The organism is Rubrivirga marina, assembly GCF_002283365.1.
GTDB lineage: Bacteria > Bacteroidota > Rhodothermia > Rhodothermales > Rubricoccaceae > Rubrivirga > Rubrivirga marina.
Genome location: NZ_MQWD01000001.1, coordinates 4650743 through 4672265 on the forward strand (window position 1 = coordinate 4650743; position 21523 = coordinate 4672265).

20 protein-coding genes are annotated in these 21523 nt (G+C 74.8%); 13 read left to right on the plus strand and 7 right to left on the minus strand.

Going from position 1 to position 21523, the window contains the following annotated elements:
- Nucleotides 1-28: 28 nt before the first annotated feature.
- From BSZ37_RS19830 to purQ, 7 genes are all read right to left on the minus strand, one after another.
- A complete protein-coding gene (locus BSZ37_RS19830; RefSeq protein ID WP_095512207.1) occupies nt 29-1993 on the minus strand; it encodes a 2-oxo acid dehydrogenase subunit E2 in 1965 nt (654 codons plus the stop codon).
- Between the two features lie 117 nt (nt 1994-2110).
- The gene (locus BSZ37_RS19835) at nt 2111-3277 is read right to left on the minus strand and encodes an adenylate/guanylate cyclase domain-containing protein (protein ID WP_095512208.1); all 1167 of its coding nucleotides are present in this window, start codon (nt 3275-3277) and stop codon (nt 2111-2113) included.
- Between the two features lie 519 nt (nt 3278-3796).
- Nucleotides 3797-4651, minus strand: a complete 855-nt coding sequence (locus BSZ37_RS19840; protein WP_143537757.1) for a c-type cytochrome — start codon at nt 4649-4651, stop codon at nt 3797-3799.
- Nucleotides 4652-4821: 170 nt separating this feature from the next.
- Nucleotides 4822-5805, minus strand: a complete 984-nt coding sequence (locus tag BSZ37_RS19845; protein ID WP_095512210.1) for an NAD(P)H-dependent amine dehydrogenase family protein — start codon at nt 5803-5805, stop codon at nt 4822-4824.
- A gap of 156 nt (nt 5806-5961) precedes the next feature.
- Nucleotides 5962-7230 (minus strand): hypothetical protein, encoded by a 1269-nt coding sequence (locus BSZ37_RS19850; RefSeq protein WP_095512211.1) that lies wholly within the window; start codon nt 7228-7230, stop codon nt 5962-5964.
- 188 nt (nt 7231-7418) lie between these two features.
- Nucleotides 7419-7883, minus strand: coding sequence for an SRPBCC family protein (locus tag BSZ37_RS19855; RefSeq protein ID WP_095512212.1), 465 nt, complete (start codon nt 7881-7883; stop codon nt 7419-7421).
- Nucleotides 7884-7917: 34 nt separating this feature from the next.
- Nucleotides 7918-8631: a phosphoribosylformylglycinamidine synthase subunit PurQ gene (gene purQ / locus BSZ37_RS19860; protein ID WP_095512213.1), complete on the minus strand. Its 714-nt coding sequence runs from the start codon at nt 8629-8631 to the stop codon at nt 7918-7920.
- Nucleotides 8632-8974: 343 nt separating this feature from the next.
- On the opposite strand from purQ, the gene BSZ37_RS19865 reads away from it, so the two are divergent.
- From BSZ37_RS19865 to dnaX, 13 genes are all read left to right on the plus strand, one after another.
- Nucleotides 8975-9859: a DUF58 domain-containing protein gene (locus BSZ37_RS19865; protein ID WP_095512214.1), complete on the plus strand. Its 885-nt coding sequence runs from the start codon at nt 8975-8977 to the stop codon at nt 9857-9859.
- A 5-nt stretch (nt 9860-9864) separates the two neighbouring features.
- Nucleotides 9865-10923, plus strand: a complete 1059-nt coding sequence (locus tag BSZ37_RS19870) for a hypothetical protein (protein WP_143537758.1) — start codon at nt 9865-9867, stop codon at nt 10921-10923.
- Between the two features lie 12 nt (nt 10924-10935).
- Entirely contained in the window at nt 10936-11703 is a 768-nt protein-coding gene (locus BSZ37_RS19875) for an SIR2 family NAD-dependent protein deacylase (RefSeq protein ID WP_095512216.1), read from the plus strand.
- A gap of 28 nt (nt 11704-11731) precedes the next feature.
- The gene (locus BSZ37_RS19880) at nt 11732-12700 is read left to right on the plus strand and encodes a VWA domain-containing protein (RefSeq protein ID WP_179299773.1); all 969 of its coding nucleotides are present in this window, start codon (nt 11732-11734) and stop codon (nt 12698-12700) included.
- A 49-nt stretch (nt 12701-12749) separates the two neighbouring features.
- Complete coding sequence (locus tag BSZ37_RS19885) at nt 12750-14483, plus strand: VWA domain-containing protein (protein ID WP_095512217.1); 1734 nt, start codon at nt 12750-12752, stop codon at nt 14481-14483.
- Nucleotides 14480-15043 (plus strand): hypothetical protein, encoded by a 564-nt coding sequence (locus tag BSZ37_RS19890; protein ID WP_095512218.1) that lies wholly within the window; start codon nt 14480-14482, stop codon nt 15041-15043. Before BSZ37_RS19885 ends, BSZ37_RS19890 begins: the two co-directional genes overlap by 4 nt.
- Nucleotides 15043-16896 (plus strand): BatD family protein, encoded by a 1854-nt coding sequence (locus BSZ37_RS19895; protein ID WP_095512219.1) that lies wholly within the window; start codon nt 15043-15045, stop codon nt 16894-16896. Before BSZ37_RS19890 ends, BSZ37_RS19895 begins: the two co-directional genes overlap by 1 nt.
- Nucleotides 16893-17594, plus strand: coding sequence for an SH3 domain-containing protein (locus BSZ37_RS19900; protein ID WP_095512220.1), 702 nt, complete (start codon nt 16893-16895; stop codon nt 17592-17594). Before BSZ37_RS19895 ends, BSZ37_RS19900 begins: the two co-directional genes overlap by 4 nt.
- A 61-nt stretch (nt 17595-17655) precedes the next feature.
- Nucleotides 17656-17865 (plus strand): hypothetical protein, encoded by a 210-nt coding sequence (locus tag BSZ37_RS19905; RefSeq protein WP_095512221.1) that lies wholly within the window; start codon nt 17656-17658, stop codon nt 17863-17865.
- Nucleotides 17866-17960: 95 nt separating this feature from the next.
- On the plus strand, nt 17961-18638 hold the full coding sequence (locus BSZ37_RS19910; RefSeq protein ID WP_095512222.1) for a thymidine kinase: 678 nt from the start codon (nt 17961-17963) through the stop codon (nt 18636-18638).
- 24 nt (nt 18639-18662) lie between these two features.
- Entirely contained in the window at nt 18663-19199 is a 537-nt protein-coding gene (locus BSZ37_RS19915; protein WP_095512223.1) for a J domain-containing protein, read from the plus strand.
- A 180-nt stretch (nt 19200-19379) separates the two neighbouring features.
- Nucleotides 19380-19868 (plus strand): RDD family protein, encoded by a 489-nt coding sequence (locus tag BSZ37_RS19920; protein ID WP_179299774.1) that lies wholly within the window; start codon nt 19380-19382, stop codon nt 19866-19868.
- Between the two features lie 177 nt (nt 19869-20045).
- On the plus strand, nt 20046-21523 hold a 1478-nt coding region (gene dnaX, locus BSZ37_RS19925), incomplete at its 3' end, for a DNA polymerase III subunit gamma/tau (RefSeq protein ID WP_095512225.1).

The window sequence follows — 21523 nt, forward strand, 5'->3', positions numbered from 1 at the left end:
CGCAAACTACGCCAGCCGGTCCGCGCCTCTACGCGAGCGGCGTGTCGACGGCGTACGACTCGAGCTGGTGGCGGTAGGCGGCGAGGAAGCTCGCCGCCATGGCCCCGTCGATGATCCGGTGGTCGTAGCTCAGCGAGATGTACACCATGTGCCGGATGGCGATGACGTCGCCGCCGTCGGGTCCGTCCACCACGACCGGCCGCTTGACGATGGCTCCCGGCGAGAGGATTGCCGTCTGCGGCTGGTTGATGATGGGCGTGCCCATCAGCGACCCGAGGCTGCCGACGTTCGTGATCGTGAACGTGCCGCCCTGGAGCTCGTCGGGCTGGAGCTTCTTCGAGCGGGCCCGGTCGGCGAGGTCGGCCACGTTGTGCGCGAGGCCCGTCAGGTTCTGCTGGCCGGCGTTGCGGACGACAGGGACGAGGAGGCCCTTCGTGCCGAGCGCGACGGCGATCCCGACGTGGTAGTCCTTCTTGATGAGCACGCGCGTGCCCTCGACGGAGGCGTTGAGGAGCGGGTGGTCGCGGAGCGGCTCGATGGCCGCCTCGATGAAGTACGGCGTGTACGTGAGCTTGACGCCCTCGCGCTGCTGGAACTCGGCCTTGTGGGCCTCGCGGTGGCGCACGAGCCCGGTCACGTCGACCTCGGCGAACGACGTGACGTGGGCGCTCGTGTCCTTCGACCGGCGCATGTGCTCGGCGATGAGCTGCCGCATCCGGTCCATCTCGACGACCTCGACGCGCTCGCCAGCCGTGTCGCCCGAGGCGGCCGGGGCCGGCTTCGAGACGGGCTTCGACGGGGCCGTCGGCGCCTGGCGGGCCTGCGGAGCGGGCGCCGCGGCCGGGGTGGCGGGGGCCGCCTGCGGAGCCGGGGACTCGGCACCGTAGCTCTTGGGCTCCGGCGCGGGCGCCGAGGCGGGCTGTGCGGGGGCCTCGTCGCGCGACTCGAGGTAGGCCATCACGTCGGCCTTGCTCACGCGGCCGTCGGCGCCGCTGCCCGAGATCTGCTGGAGCTCGGAGAGGCGGATGCCCTCGGCCTCGGCGATGGAGCGGACCAGGGGCGAGTAGAAGTTGCCGGCGTCGTCGCGGGTCGGGATCGGGCCGGCCGGCTCGGCGGAGGCGGTCGCCGCGGCGGCGGCCTCAGCCCCCCGCTCTTCCTGGACGGCAGGCGCAGCGGCAGCCGCTGCGTCGCTGGCCTCGCCGCCGTAACTCTTCTCGTACGGCTCCGGCTCGTCGGCCTGGGCGGAGCCTGTGGGGAGCGAAGTCGAACCGTCGCCGCCGGCGGGCGCGGCCTCGACCGGCGCGGCGCCCGCGGCGCCGATGACGGCGATCGGCGTCCCGACGTCGACGGTCTCGCCCTCTTCCACCAGGATCTCGAGGAGCGTCCCGGCCTCCGGGCTCGGGACCTCGGAGTCGACCTTGTCGGTCGAGATCTCGAGGAGCGTCTCGTCGGCCTCGACCGCGTCGCCCACGGCCTTCTTCCACTCGAGGACCGTCCCCTCCATCACGCTCTCGCCCATCTTGGGCATCACGACCTCCGTCCGCGCGCCGCCCGAGGCGGGCGCGGCGGGCGCGTCGCCGGCGGGGCGGACCGGCGGGGCGGCCGGCTTGGCCTCGGGCTCCGGCTGCGGGTCCTCGCCCACGGGCTGGACCTCGGTGAGCGGCTCGGCCGCGTCCTCGATGGGGTCCTCGTCGGCGGAGGCGTCCTCTGCCGGCGGGGCCGCCTCGGGCGCCGCGCCGACCTCGGCGTTCACGTCCGTCTCGATGACGGCGATCGGCGTCCCGACGTCGACGGTCTCGTTCTCCTCGACCAGGATCTCGACGATCCGGCCCGCCTCGGGGCTCGGGACCTCGGAGTCGACCTTGTCGGTCGAGATCTCGAGGAGCGTCTCGTCGGCCTCGACCGCGTCGCCCACGGCCTTCTTCCACTCGAGGACCGTCCCCTCCATCACGCTCTCGCCCATCTTGGGCATCACAACATCGACACGGGCCATGGAACGGAGCGCGGGGGCGCGGAAGGGGAGACGGAAGCCGGAGCGGCAAAAGATAGCCCGCTCCCAACGCCGGTCCGGCCGGAACCGCTCCCGAGACCCGATGAAGACGCGGAGCCCTCAGGCCAGACGGTAGAGATCGAGCGCCTCGGCGCGCCCCCGGAGCGGGGCCGCCCCCAGCGCCTCGGCCTCGAACCGGCCTGGCGGCACGCGCGCCCACACGGCGCCGGTCGCCAGAACCTGCGCGTCGAGGTCCTTGGTGAGCCCCTCGACGCGCGAGGCCACGTTGACCACGTCGCCGGTCACCTTGTACTCCTTGTGCTGGGCCGACCCGACCGTCCCGGCCACGACGTCGCCCGCGTGGAGCCCGATCCCGACACGCGTCGGGCGGAGCTCGCCGGCGGCCACCTCGGCCTCGACGCGGGCCACGATGTCGAGCGCGGCCTCGACCGCGTGCGTGCAGTCGTCGGGCGTCGAGAGCGGGGCGCCGAAGATGGCCATGAACCCGTCGCCGAGGAGCTGGTGGACGATCCCCCCGCGCGACGTGACGGCGTCGACGGTCAGCCCGAAGAACCGATTGAGGAAGTCGACGACGGCCTCGGGCTCGGACGCCTCGGCGAACGTCGTGAACCCGCGGACGTCGAGGAACATGACGCACACGGCGATCCGGCGGACCGGCGGGTCGGCCTCGTGGCGGAGCAGCTCGTCGACGACGGCCGGCGCGGTGTGGCGGCCGAACAGGTTGAGGATCCGGGTCCGCTCGGCCTCACGCTGCGCCGCGTCGAGCGTCTGGGCCGACTGCATGGCGAGGATCGTCAGGAGCCGCGCGTCGGCGTCGGAGAACGGGCCGCCGCGCTTGTTGTAGAGCGTGAGGACCCCGAGGAACCGGGCGTTCGCGATGAGCGGCGCGCAGAGGACCGTCTGCACCGCGTCGTCCCACTCGAACGCCGAGAACGGGGGCGAGGTGCGAGGGGCGTCCAGGCGGAGCGTCCGGCGGTGCGTCCCCATCCACCCGAGGAGCGCCTCGTCGGGGCGGAGGGCGAGGCGGTCGCCGCGGACGGTCCGCACGAACGTGGCGCCGGCCGCGCCCGACTGGCGGTCGACGAGCGTGACGACGCCCTGCTCGGCCCCGATGGCGTCGAGCGAGCGGCGGACGAGCGCGTGGACGGCCGCGTCGAGGTCGCGCGCGCTCCCGATGGCGACGGCCACCTCGTTGAGGAGGGCCAGTTCGTCGACGGACCGGCGGAGGCGGTCGATCTCGGCGGGCGAGGGCGGGGCGTCGGCCATGGCGCGTTCGTGGGACCGCAGGATACGCGCTCCCAAATCACTAGGTACGCTCCACTTGGCGACGAGCACGGACGAGCCGTCCCCTTTCGACCGTGACCCCACCGGGTTCAGACCCTCGCCCCTCGGACGCCCTCCCTGGTCTCGAGATCGGCCCGGACCGCGTCGGGGCGACTCGGCAGGACCAGTATGGGCGTGGGGTGCCGCGCAACCGCCGCCCGGCCGGACCCCGCCGTCGCGCTCCACGTTCTCTTGCCCCGGCTCCACGCGGACCCGGGGGCCCGTGCGCGTCTGTATCTGAGAGGCCGGGGCCCCGGCGACGCTCGCCCCCTCCCGTCGCGAGCGACTACGGCGTGAGCGAGGCGTCCGGGCGACTGCTACGAGTGGACGACGAGCAGCTCCGGCCTGCGAGGGGACCGGTTCTTGCTGGGCGGCACCCTGCCCGTCCCCGACCGCCCCCTACCCCGCCTCGGTCCGTCCACGGGAGGACCGAGGCGGAGAGCCCGGAACGCTGGGGACGCGTTACTCGGCGAGGGTGGCGAGGTAGAGCCGGACGCCCTCCCGCTCGTCGTGCGTCATCTTCGCCGTCATCGTCCACGGCATGAACTCGGGGTCCATCTCGCGGCCGTCCGGTCGCACGCCCGTCGTCATCGTCTGGTGGAACTGCTCGGGCGGCCACTGGCCCGAGGCGGCGAGGTTCGGCGCGAACGGGGCGCCCGGCTGGTCGGCCTCCTTGCCGACGAGCCCCTCGCCGTGGCAGTACGCGCAGAGGCCCTCGGCGACGTACGCGCCGTACTCGACGGTGGCGCCCGGAGCCGGCGACGAGGTCGGCGTCGGGTCCACGTAGACGCCCTTCGAGAGGTCGAGCGGGCCGGCCGCCAGCAGCTTGCCGAGGAGCGTGTACTCCATCGGCGGGAGGTCCTTCTCGACCGGCGGCAGCGTCTCGAGGTAGGCGATGAGGTCGACCGCCTCGGCGTCGCTGATGTTGTGGTACGCGCCCGACGGCATGACGAAGAGGGCCGTCCCGTCGACCCCGACGCCGTGGCGGATGGCACGGTCCCAGTCCTCGGGCTCGTACTCGCCGCCGATCCCGGCCGGCGTGAGGTTCGAGGCCACGATCCGCGCCGGCCCCTCCTCGGCCATGACCTGGCCGGAGAGGTCTGCGCCGTGGCAGTCCTGGCAGCCGTAGATCCCGGCGAGGTGTGCGCCGCGCGCGAGGGCGGCCGAGTCGGTCGGGATCGTGAGCGAGGTCACGGGGACCTCGTGGACCCGGGCGATGTTGGCCGCGCCGACACGCGAGGCGACGAATCCACCGACGACGACGACGAGAACGAGGGCGCCGACGACGATGCCGGCCCACTTGAGGACGGTGCGCATGGGAGTGGAGGCGAGTGGAGGATTCCGTGAGCCGAGGCGGCGGACGTGCGCCTGGCCCCTCATCGACCTCCGCAAAAGAACGCGGCGGAGTTCAATTCTCCGCCGCCTGCGCCTCGGCGCACGCCGACAGGGGCCCGCGGGCCGCCTCCAAGTGAGTCCCTCGCTCGCGCCTAACGGTTCGTCGCGGCAGCCGGTATCTCCAGCATCGTCCGCAGACCGGGCCGCGCGCCGGCCACGCGGCGCGCCGTGTTGACGACGGCCGCGACCGTCGCCGTGTCGCCGAACGTCCCGCCCTCGACGACGACCGTCAGCGGCGGGTCGCCCGCGATCTCGACGCGGTCCTCGTCCCTCGCGCCGACGGCCATCGTGAGCGTGAGCGTCGCCCGCGTCTCGCCGTCGACCGTGACGGTCGCCGTCTGGTGGATGCCGGCGACGTCGCCCGCCGCGACCGTCGCGTGCTCCGTCCGGTAGTCGGCGTCGGCGAGGTGGGGGCCGAAGGTCTCGCTCACCTCGGCCGTGTCCCAGCCGAGGCCGGCGGCGAGAGCCTTCGCCGACTCGACCATCCCGATGTGCCCGAACCCGCCGGCCGCCTCCCGCTCACGGAACGCGGCCTCGGTGAGCCCCGCGCCGACCTTCTTTTGGAGCGGCCCGCGCCGCCGCCCCGCGTCGACCGACCGCGACACGTCGACCCGGTCGACGCGCGCGACGACACCCGACAGGACGACCGGGAGCAGGTCCATCACGAACCCCGGGTTCACGCCCGTCCCGACGACGACCACGCCCGCCTCGGTCGCCGCGCGGTCGATCCGCTCCGAGAACGCGGGGTCGCGGTCGAACGGCCAGAACAGCTCCTCCGACGACGACACGACGTGCGCGCCGGCATCGATGCAGGCCATCAGCTGGCCCTCGATCCGGTCGAGGAACGAGAGCGTCGTGTGGAGGACGACGTCGGGCGCCCACTCGCCGAGCGCGGCCGGGTCGTCGCGGACCTCGGCACCGACGGCGTCGCGCCCCAGAATCTCCCCGACGTCCTTCCCGACCCGCTCCGGGTCGAGGTCGAGGGCGCCGACGAGTTGGTGGCCGTGGTCGAGGGCGAGACGGGCGCAGGCCTGGCCGATGGGGCCGAGGCCGAACTGGACGATGCGGAGCGACATGCGAAAATCCGGGGGGAAGACGAGGGCCCGAAAGCTCGCCCGACCCAGTCGCCGCGGGCCACAAAAAACCGCCGCCCCGGGACGAATCCTGGGGCGGCGGGGATCGGGCGCCGCATCCCTGGCAAGGCGTGCGCCCGACGTCGGCGGCCTGAAGGCCTAGAGGGTGCTGAGGAGGACGACCACGCGGGCCGCGGCCTCCGCGGAGACGGTCGACGAGACGGCGGTCTCGGCGGCGGTGTAGTAGGTGGCGAGAGCCGACGCGACCGCCTCGCCCGACGACGCGGCGTTGACGGACGCCATGAGCGCGGTGCGCGCCGTAGCCGTGGCCGCGGCAGCGATCGAGAGGTCCGTCGCGCTCACGCCCGTTTCGGAGCTCAGCTCCGCCTGGACGACGGCGCGGTAGGTGGCCATGGCGGCCGTCCGCTGCGCCTCCGTGTTCGCCGCGCGGAGAGACGCCACGAGTTGGGCGCGGGCCGCGCCGAGCGTCGCGAGGCGAGACGACGCGGCGCCGCGGGCTTCGAATTCGGCCTCGATGGCGAACGCCGTCGCCGTCGCCGCGAACAGCCGGGCTCGAGTGCGGACCGACGCGGCCGTGCGCGAGGACGTCGAGGCGGCGAACCGCTCGGCGGCGAGCGCGCGGGCCCGGGCGGCGCGGGCCGCCGTGCGGGCCGTCAGGCCGGCCTCGGTGTACGCCTCGACATAGGCCTCCTCGAAGTCCGCCAGCGCGGCCGACGTGTTGGCCGAGGCGGACAGGGACAGGCGGAGTTGAGCGTAGGCCTCGTCCCGGTCGTCGCGGACCCTCTCGATGTCGTCGTCGGCGGCGCCATCGTCGGCGGCAGCGCGGCGCTCGGCGGCGAGCGCCGCGTCGAGGGCCGCGGCGACCTCGGCGGTCGTGGTCTGGCCCAGCACGAGGTCGGTGGCGACGTCGGACGTCACGAAGAGGACGGCGTCCGACACGCGGGCGCGGTCGCTCCGACCGCGAACGACGACGTACACGTCGGCCTCGGCGTCGGTCTCGGTCGTCATCGGCGGGACGCGGACGGTGCCGCGGGCCGCACCGCCGGCTTCGACGAGGACCGACGACGAGAAGAACCCGTCGGACTCGGCCGTGAGACGGACGGGAGCCGTGGTGCCCTCGCTCTCGAGCGAGAACGACCCGCTGGCCGTGGTGGTGGCCGAGCCGGCGAGGGCGTTCGTGCCGCCCGAGGCGGAGATCGAGGCGGCGGTGACGACGGCGCCTTCGACCGAGGCGCCTGAGCGACGGGCCGTCTCGGTGTCGTCGGTGACACGGCCGTCGAAGGTGACGGCGGCCCCGGTCTCGGAGCCGCCTGAGGCGCTGTCGCAACCCGTGGTGAGGGTCACGGCAGGACCGAACAGGAGGGCGGCGGCGAGGACCGCGCGCGGAACAGGAGTCTGGAAGGACATGATTAACAGGTGGTGGGGTGGTGGGACCGCCGGGCGTAGCCGCGGTGGGATCCGTACAAACGCCCTTGCCCTCGGTCCGTTCGGCAGCGTGGATGGAGGAACGGGGCACCTCGCACCACCACCCCATGTCACACAACGGATTACGCCGATGCGACCGAAAAACACCGACGTCGGCGTCCTCCTCTGTCCTACGCGTCCAGCGCGTGGCTCAGTCGCTCGGCGAAGGTGTCGGTGAGCCGCTCCATCTCGATTGACACGGCCGGGCGGACGACCGCGCCCAGGAACGACGGCGCGGGGATCCGGAGCCGCGCGTCCATCCGCAGCGTCCCGACCGTGGCGGCCTCACCGTCGGGCTCGACCGAGCAGGCCCCGTCGAAGGCGGCGTTGCCCACGCCCGGGATCGGCGTCCAGCGGAGCGTGTGCGAGGCCTCGTCGGCCTCGTAGCGGCAGGCGTAGACGACGGAGACGCGCCCGCCGGGCGGGCCGAGCGGGTCCATTCGCCAGAGGTACGCGCCCTCGCCGTACGGCTCGACCGACGCCACGTGCGGGTACAGCGCGCCCCAGCGCGGGACGTCCTTCAGGAGCGCCCAGGCGGCGTCGACCGGCGCCGCCAACCGGACGCGCCGGGCCACGTGCGTGTCGACCTCGATCACGCGGGGACCTCGACGAGAGCCAGACGGGGCGCCGTCACGCGACGTCCCCCACCTCGGCGCCGAGGTGGGCCAGGGCGGACCGGAAGATCTTCGCGCCGTCGGCGGTGCCCAGGACCGGCTCGACGCACCGCTCGGGGTGCGGCATCATCCCGAGCACGTTGCCGCGCGCGTTCCGCACGCCGGCGATGTTGCGGGCCGAGCCGTTCGGGGCCGCCTCCGGCACGGCCTCGCCGGCCGCGTCGACGTAGCGGAAGACCACGCGGTCCTCGGCCTCGAGCTCGTCGAGCGTCGCGTCGTCGGCCGTGTAGTTGCCCTCGCCGTGGGCGACGGGGACCGTCAGGACCTCGCCCGTCTCGAGCTCCGCCGTGAACGGCGTCGCCGTCGACTCGACGCGGAGCCGCGCGTCCTTGCAGGCGAACCGGAGGCTGGCGTTCCGCATGAGCGCGCCCGGCAGGAGCTCGGCCTCGCACAGCACCTGGAACCCGTTGCACACGCCGAGCACGAGCCCGCCCGTCGCCGCGAACCGGACGACGTCCTTCATGATGGGCGAGAACCGGGCGATGGCCCCGGCCCGGAGGTAGTCGCCGTAGGAGAACCCGCCGGGCACGACCACGAGGTCAGCTTCGCCGACGGAGCCCTCCTTGTGCCACACGAACCGGGCGTCCTGCCCCAGCACGTGCTTCGTGGCGTGGTACACGTCGTGGTCGCAGTTGGACCCGGGAAAGACGAGGACGGCGACCTTGGCCATGGGGGTGGGGGTGATGGAGTGAGGGGTGAGGGGCCCGCCGCTGGTCGGCGCCGCCAGCCCGGCGCGACGTACCTCCGCGTCATCCTGAGCGGAGGGCGCAGCCCGGAATCGAAGGATCTCTGGCGAGCACGTGCTCTGGGCCACGCGCTCGGTGTCGACGCGGGGCTCCGTCGCGTCAGAGATCCTTCGGCTCGCTCCGCTCGCTCAGGATGACACGGAGGGGAGGCCGACGTTCGGAAGTCGAGAGAACGGGCGCGGGGGCCGGGGGTAATCTACCCGCCGCTGCCTCGTTCGCGGCGTCGGGGTCGACAAACCCCTCGCCCACTTTCCTCGTCACCCGCCCGTGATCCCCCGGGAGCTGTTCAAGAAGATCCGCCACGTCGAGGTCCGCACGCGCGGGCTCGTCGACGACGTGTTCGGAGGCGAGTACCACTCGGCGTTCAAGGGCCGCGGGATCGAGTTCGCCGAGGTCCGCCCGTACCAGATCGGTGACGACGTCCGGACCATCGATTGGAACGTGTCGGCGCGGACGGGCGAGCCGTACGTCAAGCTGTTCGAGGAGGAGCGCGAGCAGACGCTGCTGCTGGTGGTGGACGTCTCCGCCAGTGAGGCGTTCGGGAGCGCGCGGGCCAAGCGCGACCTCGCGGCCGAGGTCTGCGCCGTCCTCGGGTTCTCGGCCCTCCGCAACAGCGACAAGGTCGGCCTCGTGCTGTTCACCGACCGGGTCGAGCGGTTCGTCAAGCCCAAGAAGGGGAAGCGGAACGTGCTCCGGATGCTCCGCGACCTGTTCGCCCACGAGCCTGAGCACCGGGGGACCGACCTCGGCGACGCGCTCGACCACGTCCTCCGCGTCCAGCGCCGCCGCGCCATCGTGCTCCTCGTGAGCGACTTCCTCGTGCCCGACGCCGCCTACGACGGCTTGGCGAAGCAGCTCCGCGTGGTGTCGCAGAAGCACGACCTCGTGGCCGTGCGGCTGGTCGATCCGCGCGAGGAGGCGCTCCCGCCCGTCGGCCTCCTCCGCGTGGTCGACGCCGAGACGGGCCGCGCCGCGCTCGTCGACACGTCCAGCGCGCGCGTCCGCGAGGACTTCGCCGAGCGGGCCGCCCGCCGCGCCGCCCGCGCCGAGGCCACCCTCAAGCGCGCCCGCGTCGACCACGTCACGCTGCGGACCGACGAGGACTACGTCGAGCCGCTCTCGCACTTTTTCCGCCACCGGACTCGGAGGTGAGCGGAATGGGAAACCGAAGATTGGGAACGGGGCAGGGGAGCCGCCGCCTCCGGGCGGTCGTGCTCGGCGTGATGGCGACGCTCGCCGCCAGCGGGGCGACGGCGCAAACGGCCCGGCTGGCGGTGCTCGCGGACTCGGTCTCGGCAGGGGTCCCGTTCGAGGTCGCCGTGACCGTGACGCACGGGCTGGGCCGGCAAGTGACGTTCCCCGAGGTCCCCCCCGGCGCGCCCGAGGCGGGCACCCTCGTGTTCGGCGACGCCGAAGCGATCAACGTCCGCCGCCTGCCGCCGGTCGAGCGCGGCGGCGTCCGCGTCGACAGCGCCGTCTACCGTGCCGTCGTGTTCGCGGCCGACTCGGCGCGCGTCGGGCCGCTGTCCATCCGCGTGACGGCGCCGACCGACACGGTGCTCGCCCAGACCGGGAGCGTGCTCGTGCCGGTCCGCTCGGTTCTGACTGGGGAGACGGCGCCGTACGAGCCGGCCCCGATCGGCGAGGCCGAGGCGTTCCCGAGCGCGACGCCGCTGTGGATCGGACTCGGGATGCTGGCGCTCCTCGTGCTCGGCGGGATCGGGTGGGCGCTCGCGAAGGCCCTCCGCACGCCCGACGAGCGGGCCGTCGTCCTCCCCTACCCCGCCGCCCTCGCCCGCCTCGACACGCTCGACCGGGAGGCGCCGGCCGAGGGCGCGCCGGCCGAGGCCATCGAGGCCCACGTCGTCGCCGTCCGCGACACCCTCCGCGCCTACCTGTCCGGCCGCCTCGGCGTACCGGCTCGCGAGGCCACGACCCGCGAGATCGCCGACCGGCTCGACGGCGACGCCCGCGTCCCCCCCGAGGCGGCCGAGGCCGTCCGGAAAGCGCTCCAGCCGACGGACCTCGTCGCGTTCGCGCGCGTCCGCCCCGGTCCCGAGCCCGTCGCCCGCCTCCGCGCCGCCACCCGCCGCGCCATCGACGCGGTCGAGGGCGCCGTCCGGGCGCAAGGAGAGACACGAGGCACGGGGGACGGGGCCCCGTCTCCGGCGACCGCCTCCCCCCCCATGCCTCATCCCCCCTCCCCGTCCTCGTAGCAGACGCCCTCCATGCATCAGCCCGTCGGCCCGCCGTTTTCCGAGACGCTCGTCCGCCGGCTCCGCAGGGCGGAGCGGGTGGCCGTGCTCACCGGCGCTGGAATCTCGGCCGAGAGCGGCGTCCCGACGTTCCGCGACCCCGACGGGCTGTGGCAGAAGTTCCGGCCCGAGGAGCTGGCCAACGTCGAGGCGTTCCTCGACAACCCGGAGCTCGTCCAGGGCTGGTACGCCCACCGCCGACAGGTGGTCGAGGACGTCGAGCCGAACCCCGGCCACGTCGCCCTCGCAGAGCTGGAGCAGTGGGTGACGGCTCGCGGCGGCGAGTTCCTCCTCGCGACCCAGAATGTCGACGGCCTCCACCGGCGGGCCGGGAGCGAGCGCGTCGTCGAGCTCCACGGGTCGATCACGCGGTCGCACTGCATCGAGTGCTCCGCCCCGGCCGACGCGTCGGCCACGGAGCGCGGCGCGCTCACGTGCGAATCGTGCGGCGGGCTCGTCCGCCCCGACGTCGTGTGGTTCGGCGAGATGCTGCCCGAGGCGGCCATCGCCGCCGCGCAGGAGGCCGCGGCCCTCGCCGACGTGTACCTCTCGGTCGGCACGAGCGCCGTCGTGTACCCGGCCGCCGGACTTCCCCAGCTCGCCCGTCAGGCCGGCGCCTACGTCGTCGAGGTGAACCCCATCCCGAGCGACATCGCGGGGCTGCTGAACGAGGTCGTGCGGGGGCGGGCCGGGGAGGCCCTGCCCGACCTCGTCCGCGCCGTCACGGCGCCCGACGCATGACGCCGCCCCTCCACGTCCCCGCTCGTCCGTGACCTTCGCCAGTCCCCTGTGGCTGATCGCCCTCCTCACCGTCCCCGCGCTGGGGTGGGCGCTGTGGCGGTGGCGACACACCACGCCGGGCGTCCGCTACTCCGTGGCCGACGACGCCGCGGCGACGGGGACGACCGGCTGGGCCCGGCTCCGGCGGCTCCCCGACGCGCTCCTTCTGGCGGCCCTCGCGCTCGGCATCCTCGGGCTGGCCCGTCCCCAGGAGCGCGACGCGACCGTCGAGCGCTCGACCGAGGGCATCGACATCGTCCTCGCCCTCGACGTCTCCACGTCGATGACGGCCGAGGACTTCACGCCGAACCGCTTCGAAGCCGCCAAGGCCGTCGCCGCCGAGTTCGTGCGCGGGCGGGAGTCCGACCGGATCGGGCTCGTCGTGTTCGCGGCCCAGGCCTACACGCAGGCGCCGCTGACGATCGACTACCCGTTCCTGCTCACGATGCTGCAGGAGGTCCGGATGGGGCTGATCGAGGACGGGACGGCGATCGGGACGGCCCTCGCGACGGCGACGGCCCGGCTCCGCGACTCCGAGGCGGCCTCGAAGGTGGTCGTGCTGCTCACCGACGGCCAGAACAACCGGGGGCAGGTCGACCCGCAGACGGCGGCCGAGGCGGCGGCGGCGCTCGGCGTCAAGGTGTACGCGATCGGCGTGGGCGGCGAGGGGGGGCCGCGGCGACGGGGTCCGTTCGGCGGCCTCAGCCCGGCCCCCGAGGTCGACGAGGGGGCGCTCCGCCAGGTGGCCGAGACGACCGGCGGGCGCTACTTCCGCGCGACCGACGCCGAGGCGCTCCGCCAGATCTACGACGCCATCTCGGAGTTGGAGCGGACCGAGATCGAGGAGACGGTCCTGCTCGACGTCGAGGAACGGTACCCCCTCTTCCTCTGGCCCGCCCTCGCCTGCCTCGTCGCGTCCATCGCGCTCTCCACGACCCGCCTCCGCGAGGTCCCGTAGCCCGCTCCGCCTCGGCGCCGAGGCGGACCCACTCGACTTCCGTCGTCCATTGTCCTTCCGCTCGCCCCTCGTCCTCTTGCTGGCGGCCGCGCTCGTGCCGGTCGCCTGGGCGGCGTTCGCGTACGCGGCACGCAAGCGGACCGAGGCGCTCCGACTGTTCCTCGGCGACCGCGCGGGGAGCGCGTCGCCCGGGGCGCTCGTCCGCCAGCGGCGGATCCGAGCGGGGCTCATCGTCGGCGCCGTGGCGCTGCTCGGCGTCGCGCTGGCGGGGCCGCGGATCGGGACGGCGCTCCGCGAGAGCCGCCAGGAGAGCCTCGACCTCCTCATCGCGCTCGACGTGTCGGACTCGATGCTGGCCGAGGACGTGGCGCCCAGTCGCCTCGAACGCGCGAAGCTCGAGATCGAGCGGATCGTGGAAGCCCGGCGTGGCGACCGCGTCGGCCTCGTCGTGTTCGCGGGCGAGGCGTTCCTCCAGTGCCCCCTCACGACCGACCGCGGCGCGCTCCGCCTGTTCCTCGACACGGCCGACCCCGAGCAGGTCGCCGTCCAGGGGACGGACTTCGCCCGCGCGCTCGACGTCGCCGACGCCGCCTTCAACGCGGCCTCCGACGGCGACGGCCAGCAGCGGCCGCGCGCGCTCCTCGTCGTGTCTGACGGGGAGAATCACGAGCCCGGCCTCAGCGACGCGGCCGACGCGCTCCGTGCCGACGGCGTCGAGGTCCTGGCCCTCGGCGTCGGCACCGACGAGGGCGCACCCGTGCCGGACATTCGCCGGGGGCAGCGCGTCGGCGTGCGGACCGACCGCCAGACGGGCCAGACGGTCGTGACGCAATACGAGGAGGGCGCGCTGCGGGACCTCGCCGGGCGGGGCGGCCTCTTCCGCGTGGACCGCCGGCCCGCCGCCGACGCCGTCAACGCGGCGCTCGACGACCTCGACCGGGCCGTCGTGGCGCAGGACGAATTCGCGGCCTCGGCCGAGCGGTTCCAGTGGCCCCTCGCGCTGGGGCTCTTGCTGCTGCTCGTCGAGCGGATCGTCGCCCTCCGTCCGCTCCCCCGCCCCTCATCGAAGGGCGGGCCCGACGACGACGGGACGCCCGACGCGCCGACCAAGGCCGGCCGACCCGCGGCGTCAGCGCCCGTGGCCGCGGCGCTCGCACTCCTCCTGCTCGGCGGATGTTCGAACCCGCTCGACGCGCTCCGCCCCGGCGCGAAGGAAGGCCGCGCCGCGGTCGAGTTGCTCGGCCTCGGCGACGCCGTGGGGGCCGAGGCCCAGTTCGCGGCCGGGATCGCGAACGCGGAGGTCCCGCGCGACGTCCGCGCCCGGCTGTGGCACGGGCTCGGCGTGGCCCGCGCCCGTCAGGACCGGTTCTCGGGGGCCGACAGCGCCTTCGCCGAGGCCCTCGTCTTCGCCGACACCCCCGACCGCCGCGCACGCTACCTCACCGACGCCGGCACCGCCGCCCTCCGTGCCGACGCGCCCGCCCGCGCCGACTCGCTCCTCCGCCTCGCGCTCCTCTTGGATCCGGCCTCCGACGCGGCCCGCCGAAACCAGGAGATCGCCCGCCGGCTGCTGGCGGATCCGCCCGAGCCGCCGGAGCCGAGCGACTTTGCCGAGCGTGTCAAAGCGCAGGCCGACTCGCTCGTGGCCGCCCGGCAATACCGGGCCGCCCTGGACGTCATGACTGACGGCCTCGCCCAGGACTCGTCCGTGGCCGCCTACGCCGACTTTACCCAGCGCCTCGGCGGCGTCGTCCAGATCGAGGAATCCGCCGACTCCCCATGACCCGCTTCGTCCTCCTGCTCGCGGCCGTCGCGCTCGTCGCGCGGGCCCAGGCCCCTCGCGGTCCCTCCCCCACGGAGCAGTACCACGTCGGTGCGCAGGCCTACATCGACGGCGACAACGCCCGCGCGCTCCAGGCCGTCGAGGCCGGGCTGGCCGTCGCGCCCGACGACGCCAAGCTCCAGGCCCTCCGTGACCTCCTCCAGCAGCAGCAACAGGAGCAAGACCAACAGGACGGTGGCCAGCCGGACGACGCCCAGAACCAGGACCCCGGCGATCAGGGAGACGAGGGCGACCAGGGTGAGGACGGCGACCAGAGCCGTCAGCCGGAACAGCCCGACGACGGCGGCCAGGAGGCCGAGCAGGACCAGACGCGGACGCAGCAGCCGGACGAGGCGGGCTCGGGCGACGCGCCGCCCCAGCCCGCGTCCCGCGAGCCCGACGAGATGACGGCGTCGCAGGCCGAGCGGATCCTCGACGCCGTCGGCGGCGAGGAGCGCCTCCTCCTCCGCGAGCTCCGCCGCGCCCCCACGCAGCGCCGCCGCTCCGACAAGGACTGGTGATGCCGACGCTCTCCGCCCGCGCCGTTTCTGCCCTCCCCCGCCTCGACGCCGAGGCGGGCGGACTCGCGCGGGGCCTCGCCGTCGTGGCCTTCGTCCTCGCCCTCCTCGTCGGCGGGCTGGCAGCGCCGTCGGCCGCGGCGCAGTCGGCGGCGGCGACGGTCTCGACGCAGCAGGTGCGGGTCGGCGAGACGCTGACGTACACGGTCACGCTGCGCGGCGGGCGCGGGCGGGGCGTCGGGCCGCCGCTGGCGACGGGCGGCCTCCAGCTCGTGTCGCAGCAGCCCATCCTCGACGTCACGACGACCATCAACGGGCAGACCGAGCGCCGGGTCGGGTGGGCCTACCGCGGCGCCCGGCCGGGGACGGGGCGGATCGGCCAGTTCCGCGCCGAGGTCGGCGGGCAGGCCGTGCTCGTCGACGCCGTTAGCATCACCGTCCGGGGTGGGTCCGCGGTGCCGGTGCCGTCGGCCGCGCCGAGCGGAGGCGGCGAGCTGTTCGTCCGCGCCGAGCCGAGCCGCCGGACGGCCGTCGTGGGGGAGCAGGTGATGGTCGACTACGTGCTGTACTTCGAGCCGCAGATCCAGCCGCGCCAGACGTCGCCCATCGGGACGTGGGACGCGGCCGGCGCGTGGCGCGAGGAGATGGAGATCGCCTCGGCGTACCCCCGCGCGACGACGCTCGGCGGCCGGCCCTACGAGGCCGTCACGATCCGACGCGTGGCCCTCTTCCCCACCCGCTCCGGCACGCTCGAGCTGGCCCCGATGCGGTTCACGGTCGACCTCATCCGGACCGACCGGAGCTTTTCGAACGACCCGTTCGCCCCGTTCTTCTCGCCGTTCAACCAGCGGTTCGAGGACCGCGAGGTGACGGCGCCGGCCCTGAGCATCGACGTGAGCCCGCTGCCCGACGGCGCGCCCCCGTCGTTCGCCGGCGCCGTCGGCCAGTTCGAGATGACGACGACCACCGACGACGCGTCCGTCGAGGCCGGCGACCCCGTCCGCGTCCGCGTCGCCCTCCGGGGCAACGGCAACGTGGCGACGCTCGAAGCGCCCGAGCTCCGCGTGCCGCCGGGCGTCGACGCGTACGACCCGAACGAGGACCGCGAGCTGCTCCGCACCGGGACCACGTTCCGCGGCGTCAAGACGTTCACCTACACGCTCGTGCCCCAGGGCGGCGGCACGTTCGAGGTGCCGGCGGCGCCGTGGACCTACTACGACCCGTCGGACGGCCAGTACAAGACGCTCCGCGTGCCGCCGGTCGAGATCGTGGCGGAGGGCGAGGCGCTCGCCGAGGCCGCCGCGCCGCCCGACCCGAACGCGCCCGCCGCGCTCCTCACGTCGGCCGACTGGCAGCGCCAGCGGGGCCGACCGGTGTGGCTGTGGGCCGTGCTCGGCGGCGGGCTCGCGCTCCCCGCGATCGCCGCGTCGCTGATTCTCGGCGCGCGGGCCGGCCACCAGCGGCTGACCGCCGAGACGCCGGCCAAGCGGAGCCGCCGCGTCGGCGCCGACGTCCGACGCCAGCTCGCGGCCGCGCGAGCGCTCGACGGGCCGGCCGCCTCCGAAGAAACCGAGCGCGCCGTCCGCGCCTTCCTCGCCGACCGGTTCGACGCGCCCGTCGGCCCCCGCTCCGCCGAGGCACTCGACCGCGCCCTCGCGCCCGCTGTCCCCGGAGCCCTCCGCCAGCGAACGCTCGACGTCCTAGCGGCCTGCGCGCGCGGCCAGTTCGCCCCCGGTCTCGGCGACGCCCACGGGGCCGTCATCGACGAGGCCGAGGCGGTCCTCGCCGACCTCGACGCGCTCCCGAGCGCGGCCGCGACGCGCCGCCGCTTCGCGCTCCCCGCGTCGGCCGGATGATCGCGCTCGTCCTCGCCGTCGCTCTCCTCCAGGCCGGCCCCACCGACCGGGCCGAGGCCGACCGCCTGTTCGCCCTCGGCACCCAGCTCGTGGCCGAGGGCGACACGGCCGGCGCGGTCGCAGCGTGGGAGGGCGCGGCGGAGATCGGATGGACCTCGGCGGCCGTCCAGCACAACCTGGGCACGGTCGCCCTCGCGCGCGGCGACGTGGCGCGCGCCCGGCTCCACCTCGAACGCGCCGCCCGGCTCGACCCACGCGACGACGCCATCACCCGGAACCTCGCGCTGGCTCGCGAGCGGGCCGGCGAGCCGCCGCCGCCCTCGACGCGGCGCCTCTGGGACGGCGCCATCGGCGTCCTCCGGCCGTTCGGCGCCGTCGCGCTGGCGCTCGCCCTCGCGTTCGGCGCCCTCGGGCTGGCCGTCGCCGATCGGCGACGGTGGGCGGCCGGCCTCGGCGCGGTCGCGGTCGTGGTCGTGACCGGCGCGGCGTTCGCCGTGTGGGAGTTCACGCGCCCCGTCGGCGTCGTTCTGCTGGACGACGCGCCGGTCGTGGAGTCGCCGTCGCCCGCGGCGCCGGGCGTCGCGCGGCTCCGGGCGGGCGAGACGGTCGAGGTCGGCCCCGAGGCGGACGGGTGGCGCCCCGTGACGGTCGGCCGCGCCGAGGGCTGGGTCCGCGCCGACGCCGTCGCGCCGATCTAGGGAACGGCCGGAATCCGGTCGCGAGGCGCGAACGGAGCCGGACCGGCGTTGTACCCGGCACATGGAGAACGCACCCCCCAACGACACGCGCGTCCTGCTGGCCGCGTCGAATCCGGACCTCGTTCCCAAGAAGGAGCGGGCGCCCGAGCCGGCCGCCGCCGACCAGCTCCGCGGCCTCGACCTCCTCATGGAGATCGCCGCCGAGAGCGGCGCCGACGACCTCGTCGACTGGTTCCTCGACCGGCGCAACGAGGTGGACGGCGAGGACTGACCCCGTCCGCCTCGGCACCGAGGCGGGGCCACCCGGGCGACTCCTGCGGGCCCTACGCGTCCTGGCACCGGAGCCCCGCCCGCGTACCTTTCCGCATGGAACCTCACATCTACACGGGCGACGAGCGGCGCGGCTGGGTCGAGGTCGTGTGCGGGAGCATGTTCTCGGGCAAGACCGAGGAGCTCCTGCGGCGGCTGAAGCGGGCCCGGATCGCGCGCCAGAAGGTGGCCCTCTTCAAGCCGGCCCTCGACACCCGCTACCACGAGAGCGACGTCGTGAGCCACGACGCGACGGCGATGCCGTCGGAGGTCGTCCACTCGGCCGAGCCGATGCTCCTCCTCGCGGGCGACGCCGACGTGGTCGGGATCGACGAGGCCCAGTTCTTCGGCGTCGAGCTGGTCGACGTGGTCGAGGGGCTCGCGCGCGAGGGGCGCCGCGTGATCGTGGCCGGGCTCGACCAGGACTACCTCGGGCGACCGTTCGAGCCGGTCCCCCAGTTGATGGCGGTCGCCGAGCACGTGACGAAGCTCCACGCCGTCTGCGTCCGGTGCGGCGCGCCCGCGAACCACTCGCAGCGGATCGTGGCCGGCGGCGGGCGCGTGCTCGTCGGCGAGGCCGAGGCGTACGAACCGCGGTGCCGCCGCTGTTTCAAGGCCGAGGCCGTCGTCGCCACGCCCGTGGCGCCGCTCGCGCCCCCGGCGCCTCCCCCAGATCCCGAGGCGACCGAACCCTCCGCCTCGGCGCGCGCGTCCGACCCCACGCTCGCCCTGTGACCCGCCTCTGACCCCACCGGCCGTATGTCCCTCGTCACCGTCGCCACCGTCCTCGCGGTCCTGATGCTCCTGGTCTCGGTGATGTTGGGGTGGCTGGCGGACCTGAAGCGGGTCGGCGGGGCCGTCTCGGCGCGGGAGACCCGGGCGGCGGCCGACGGCGACGGCCGCACGTTCTACACGTCGCGGGAGGACCGGGCCGAGGCCATGCGCGAGCGGATCCGCCGCGAGCGCCGCCGCCGCGAGCGCGCCCGGTCCGCCTCCGGCACGCGGACGGGCTCCGCCGGCCCGACCGGCCGGCCGGGCCCGACGCCGGGTCCCGACCGCCCCGCGGCACCGCCCGTCGACGCCCCTGAGGCGCGGCACCGCGCGACGCTCGAGCTCGGCCCCGGCCCCGGCCCCGTCTCCGAGGACGCGCTCCGGGCGGCGTACCGTCGGCTCGTCGTGGCCTACCACCCCGACCGCGTGGCCGGCCTCGGCGACAAGCTCCAGCGGCTCGCCGAGGAGGAGACGAAGGCGATCAACGAGGCCTACGCCTACTTCAAGGCCCGCCTCGGCGATTGACGGCTCCGCCCGCCTCGGCGCCGAGGCGGGCAGGGAATGGGGACAGGGGACATGGCGGGCTCCCGGATCCGCCCAGTTCGCTCGTTCCGATTTGCACTCCCGCTGCCCCCCGGCTTCGCAGAGTTCCCGTGGTCTGCGGGCGCGGCCCTCGGTATCGTCCGGGCGGTCCCTCCTCCCCCCATGGCCCGCTCCGTCCGCCCGGTCCGCGTCCGCCGCTTCGCCGCGGCGCTCCTCGACGGCACGCTCGCGCTGCTCCTCGCCCTCGCCCCCGCCGCGCTCGCGCCGGGCGTCTTGAAAGGCCGGATGTTCGGCGTCGGGCTCCTGCTCGGGGCCGCCTACCTCCTCCTCCGCGACGGCCTCCCGTACGCCGAGTGGGGCGCGCGGTCGCTTGGCAAGCGCTGGCTCGGCATCCGCCCCTACCGCGTCGACGGCGAGCCGATGGCGTGGAGCACGTCGATGAGGCGGAACGCGACGGTCGCCGGGGCCGCCGGCGTGTGGGCCCTCCTCTACCTCGTGGGCGGCTACAAGGGGATCCCGTTCGGCGACATCCTGCTGTACCTCGCGCTCGCGGTCCTCGTGGCCGAGGCCGTGCTCGTCGCCGTCGACCCCGTCGGCCGGCGGCTGGGGGACCGCTGGGCCGCCACGCGCGTGATCGAGGCCCGGCACTAGCCGCGGGCCCCGCCCGCCTCGGCGCCGAGGCGGAGCGAGCCGGCCGTCCACCCGTTGTCCACACGGCCCCGGAGAGCCGGCCGCTGACGCTATGTTGACCGCGTCGGGCGGGATCGTAGAGCGGCGCCCGACGCCGCGCCGCGTCCCCTCGACCCTCCCCCCGGACCCGCGCCCCCGATGGCCGACTCGCCCGCCGCCCGCTTTACCGTCACCGCCCGGAAGTACCGGCCGCAGACGTTCGACGACCTCGTCGCGCAGGAGCACGTCGCCGAGACGCTCCGCAACGCCATTACGCGGCAGCGGCTGGCCCACGCGTACCTCTTCAGCGGGCCCCGAGGCGTGGGCAAGACGACGGCCGCGCGGATCCTGGCCAAGGCCGTCAACTGCCAGACGCCGCTCGCCGAGCGCGAGGGGGCCGAGCCGTGCCGGACGTGCGCCTCGTGCGTGGCCTTCGAGGAGCACCGCTCGATGAACATCATCGAGATCGACGCGGCCTCGAACAACCGCGTCGAGGACATCCGCGAGCTCCGCGACACGGTCCGCGTCCCGCCGCAGGGGGCCAAGAAGAAGGTCTACATCCTCGACGAGGTCCACATGCTCTCGGCGAGCGCGTTCAACGCGCTCCTGAAGACGCTCGAGGAGCCGCCGGACTACGCCCTGTTCATCTTCGCGACGACGGAGCCGCATAAGGTGCTCCCCACGATCCTGAGCCGGACCCAGCGGTTCGACTTCCGGCGGATCGCGGTGCCGGAGATCGTCGGGCGCCTCCGCGAGATCTCGACCGCCGAGGGGATCACGGCCGACGACGAGAGCCTCGTGCTCCTCGCGCGGAAGGGCGACGGCGCGCTCCGCGACGCGCTCTCGCTCTTCGACCAGGCCGTCTCGCTCTGCGGCGCCGACCTCCAGATCGGCCCGCTCCGCGAGGCCCTCGGCGTCGTCGACTCCGACGTGTACTTCGAGGCGACGGAGCGCGCCCGCGTCGGCAACCGCGCTGGGCTCCTGTCCCTCGTCGACCACGTCGTCCGCAGCGGGCACGACCTCAACGAGTTCGTCCTCGGGCTGGCCGATCACCTCCGCAACCTCCTCGTCGCCCGCTCGACCGGGACGGGCGACCTCATCGAGGGGACCGAGGCCACGCGCCAGCGCTACCTTGAGGCGGCCGCGCCGTACGCCGAGGCGGACCTGCTCCACCTGCTGATGCTCGCCGAGCAGGCGGCCACCGACCTCCGCGAAAGCCGCCAGCCGCGCCTGACGCTGGAGCTCGCGCTCCTGAAGATGGCGAGCCTGGAGAAGGCGGCCGACCTCACGCGCCTCCTCGACCGGCTCGCGGCGCTGGAGCGAGCGGCCCGCGACGGGACGCTGCCGGCCTCGCCCGCCGCCAAACCGAGCGGGACATCGGACTCGTCCGCGGCTCCGGAACCGAGCGGTCCGCCCCCGACCGCGGCGGCCTCGGGCGGACCGCCGTCGGGTTCCGACCCCACGCCGTCGCAGCCGGCCGCGCAGACGTCCGAGCCTCCGGCGTCGTACGCCGCGCCGTCGCGCCCCCAACCGTCGGCCGAGGCACCGCCAGCAGCAGAGCCCCAGGCGGACGCGGTCACGCGCCCCGGCCCGGCGCCAACGCCGGTAGCCGACCACCCCGCCCCGTCCCGCCCCGG

What these genes read in the sequence shown, in the direction of transcription:
- BSZ37_RS19830 (WP_095512207.1), bottom strand. Translation starts at nt 1,993, where the DNA reads ATGGCCCGTGTCGATGTTGTGATGCCCAAGATGGGCGAGAGCGTGATG.
- BSZ37_RS19835 (WP_095512208.1), bottom strand. Translation starts at nt 3,277, where the DNA reads ATGGCCGACGCCCCGCCCTCGCCCGCCGAGATCGACCGCCTCCGCCGG.
- BSZ37_RS19840 (WP_143537757.1), bottom strand. Translation starts at nt 4,651, where the DNA reads ATGCGCACCGTCCTCAAGTGGGCCGGCATCGTCGTCGGCGCCCTCGTT.
- BSZ37_RS19845 (WP_095512210.1), bottom strand. Translation starts at nt 5,805, where the DNA reads ATGTCGCTCCGCATCGTCCAGTTCGGCCTCGGCCCCATCGGCCAGGCC.
- BSZ37_RS19850 (WP_095512211.1), bottom strand. Translation starts at nt 7,230, where the DNA reads ATGTCCTTCCAGACTCCTGTTCCGCGCGCGGTCCTCGCCGCCGCCCTC.
- purQ (WP_095512213.1), bottom strand. Translation starts at nt 8,631, where the DNA reads ATGGCCAAGGTCGCCGTCCTCGTCTTTCCCGGGTCCAACTGCGACCAC.
- BSZ37_RS19870 (WP_143537758.1), top strand. Translation starts at nt 9,865, where the DNA reads ATGGGAAACCGAAGATTGGGAACGGGGCAGGGGAGCCGCCGCCTCCGG.
- BSZ37_RS19875 (WP_095512216.1), top strand. Translation starts at nt 10,936, where the DNA reads ATGCATCAGCCCGTCGGCCCGCCGTTTTCCGAGACGCTCGTCCGCCGG.
- BSZ37_RS19890 (WP_095512218.1), top strand. Translation starts at nt 14,480, where the DNA reads ATGACCCGCTTCGTCCTCCTGCTCGCGGCCGTCGCGCTCGTCGCGCGG.
- BSZ37_RS19895 (WP_095512219.1), top strand. Translation starts at nt 15,043, where the DNA reads ATGCCGACGCTCTCCGCCCGCGCCGTTTCTGCCCTCCCCCGCCTCGAC.
- BSZ37_RS19900 (WP_095512220.1), top strand. Translation starts at nt 16,893, where the DNA reads ATGATCGCGCTCGTCCTCGCCGTCGCTCTCCTCCAGGCCGGCCCCACC.
- BSZ37_RS19905 (WP_095512221.1), top strand. Translation starts at nt 17,656, where the DNA reads ATGGAGAACGCACCCCCCAACGACACGCGCGTCCTGCTGGCCGCGTCG.
- BSZ37_RS19910 (WP_095512222.1), top strand. Translation starts at nt 17,961, where the DNA reads ATGGAACCTCACATCTACACGGGCGACGAGCGGCGCGGCTGGGTCGAG.
- BSZ37_RS19915 (WP_095512223.1), top strand. Translation starts at nt 18,663, where the DNA reads ATGTCCCTCGTCACCGTCGCCACCGTCCTCGCGGTCCTGATGCTCCTG.
- BSZ37_RS19920 (WP_179299774.1), top strand. Translation starts at nt 19,380, where the DNA reads ATGGCCCGCTCCGTCCGCCCGGTCCGCGTCCGCCGCTTCGCCGCGGCG.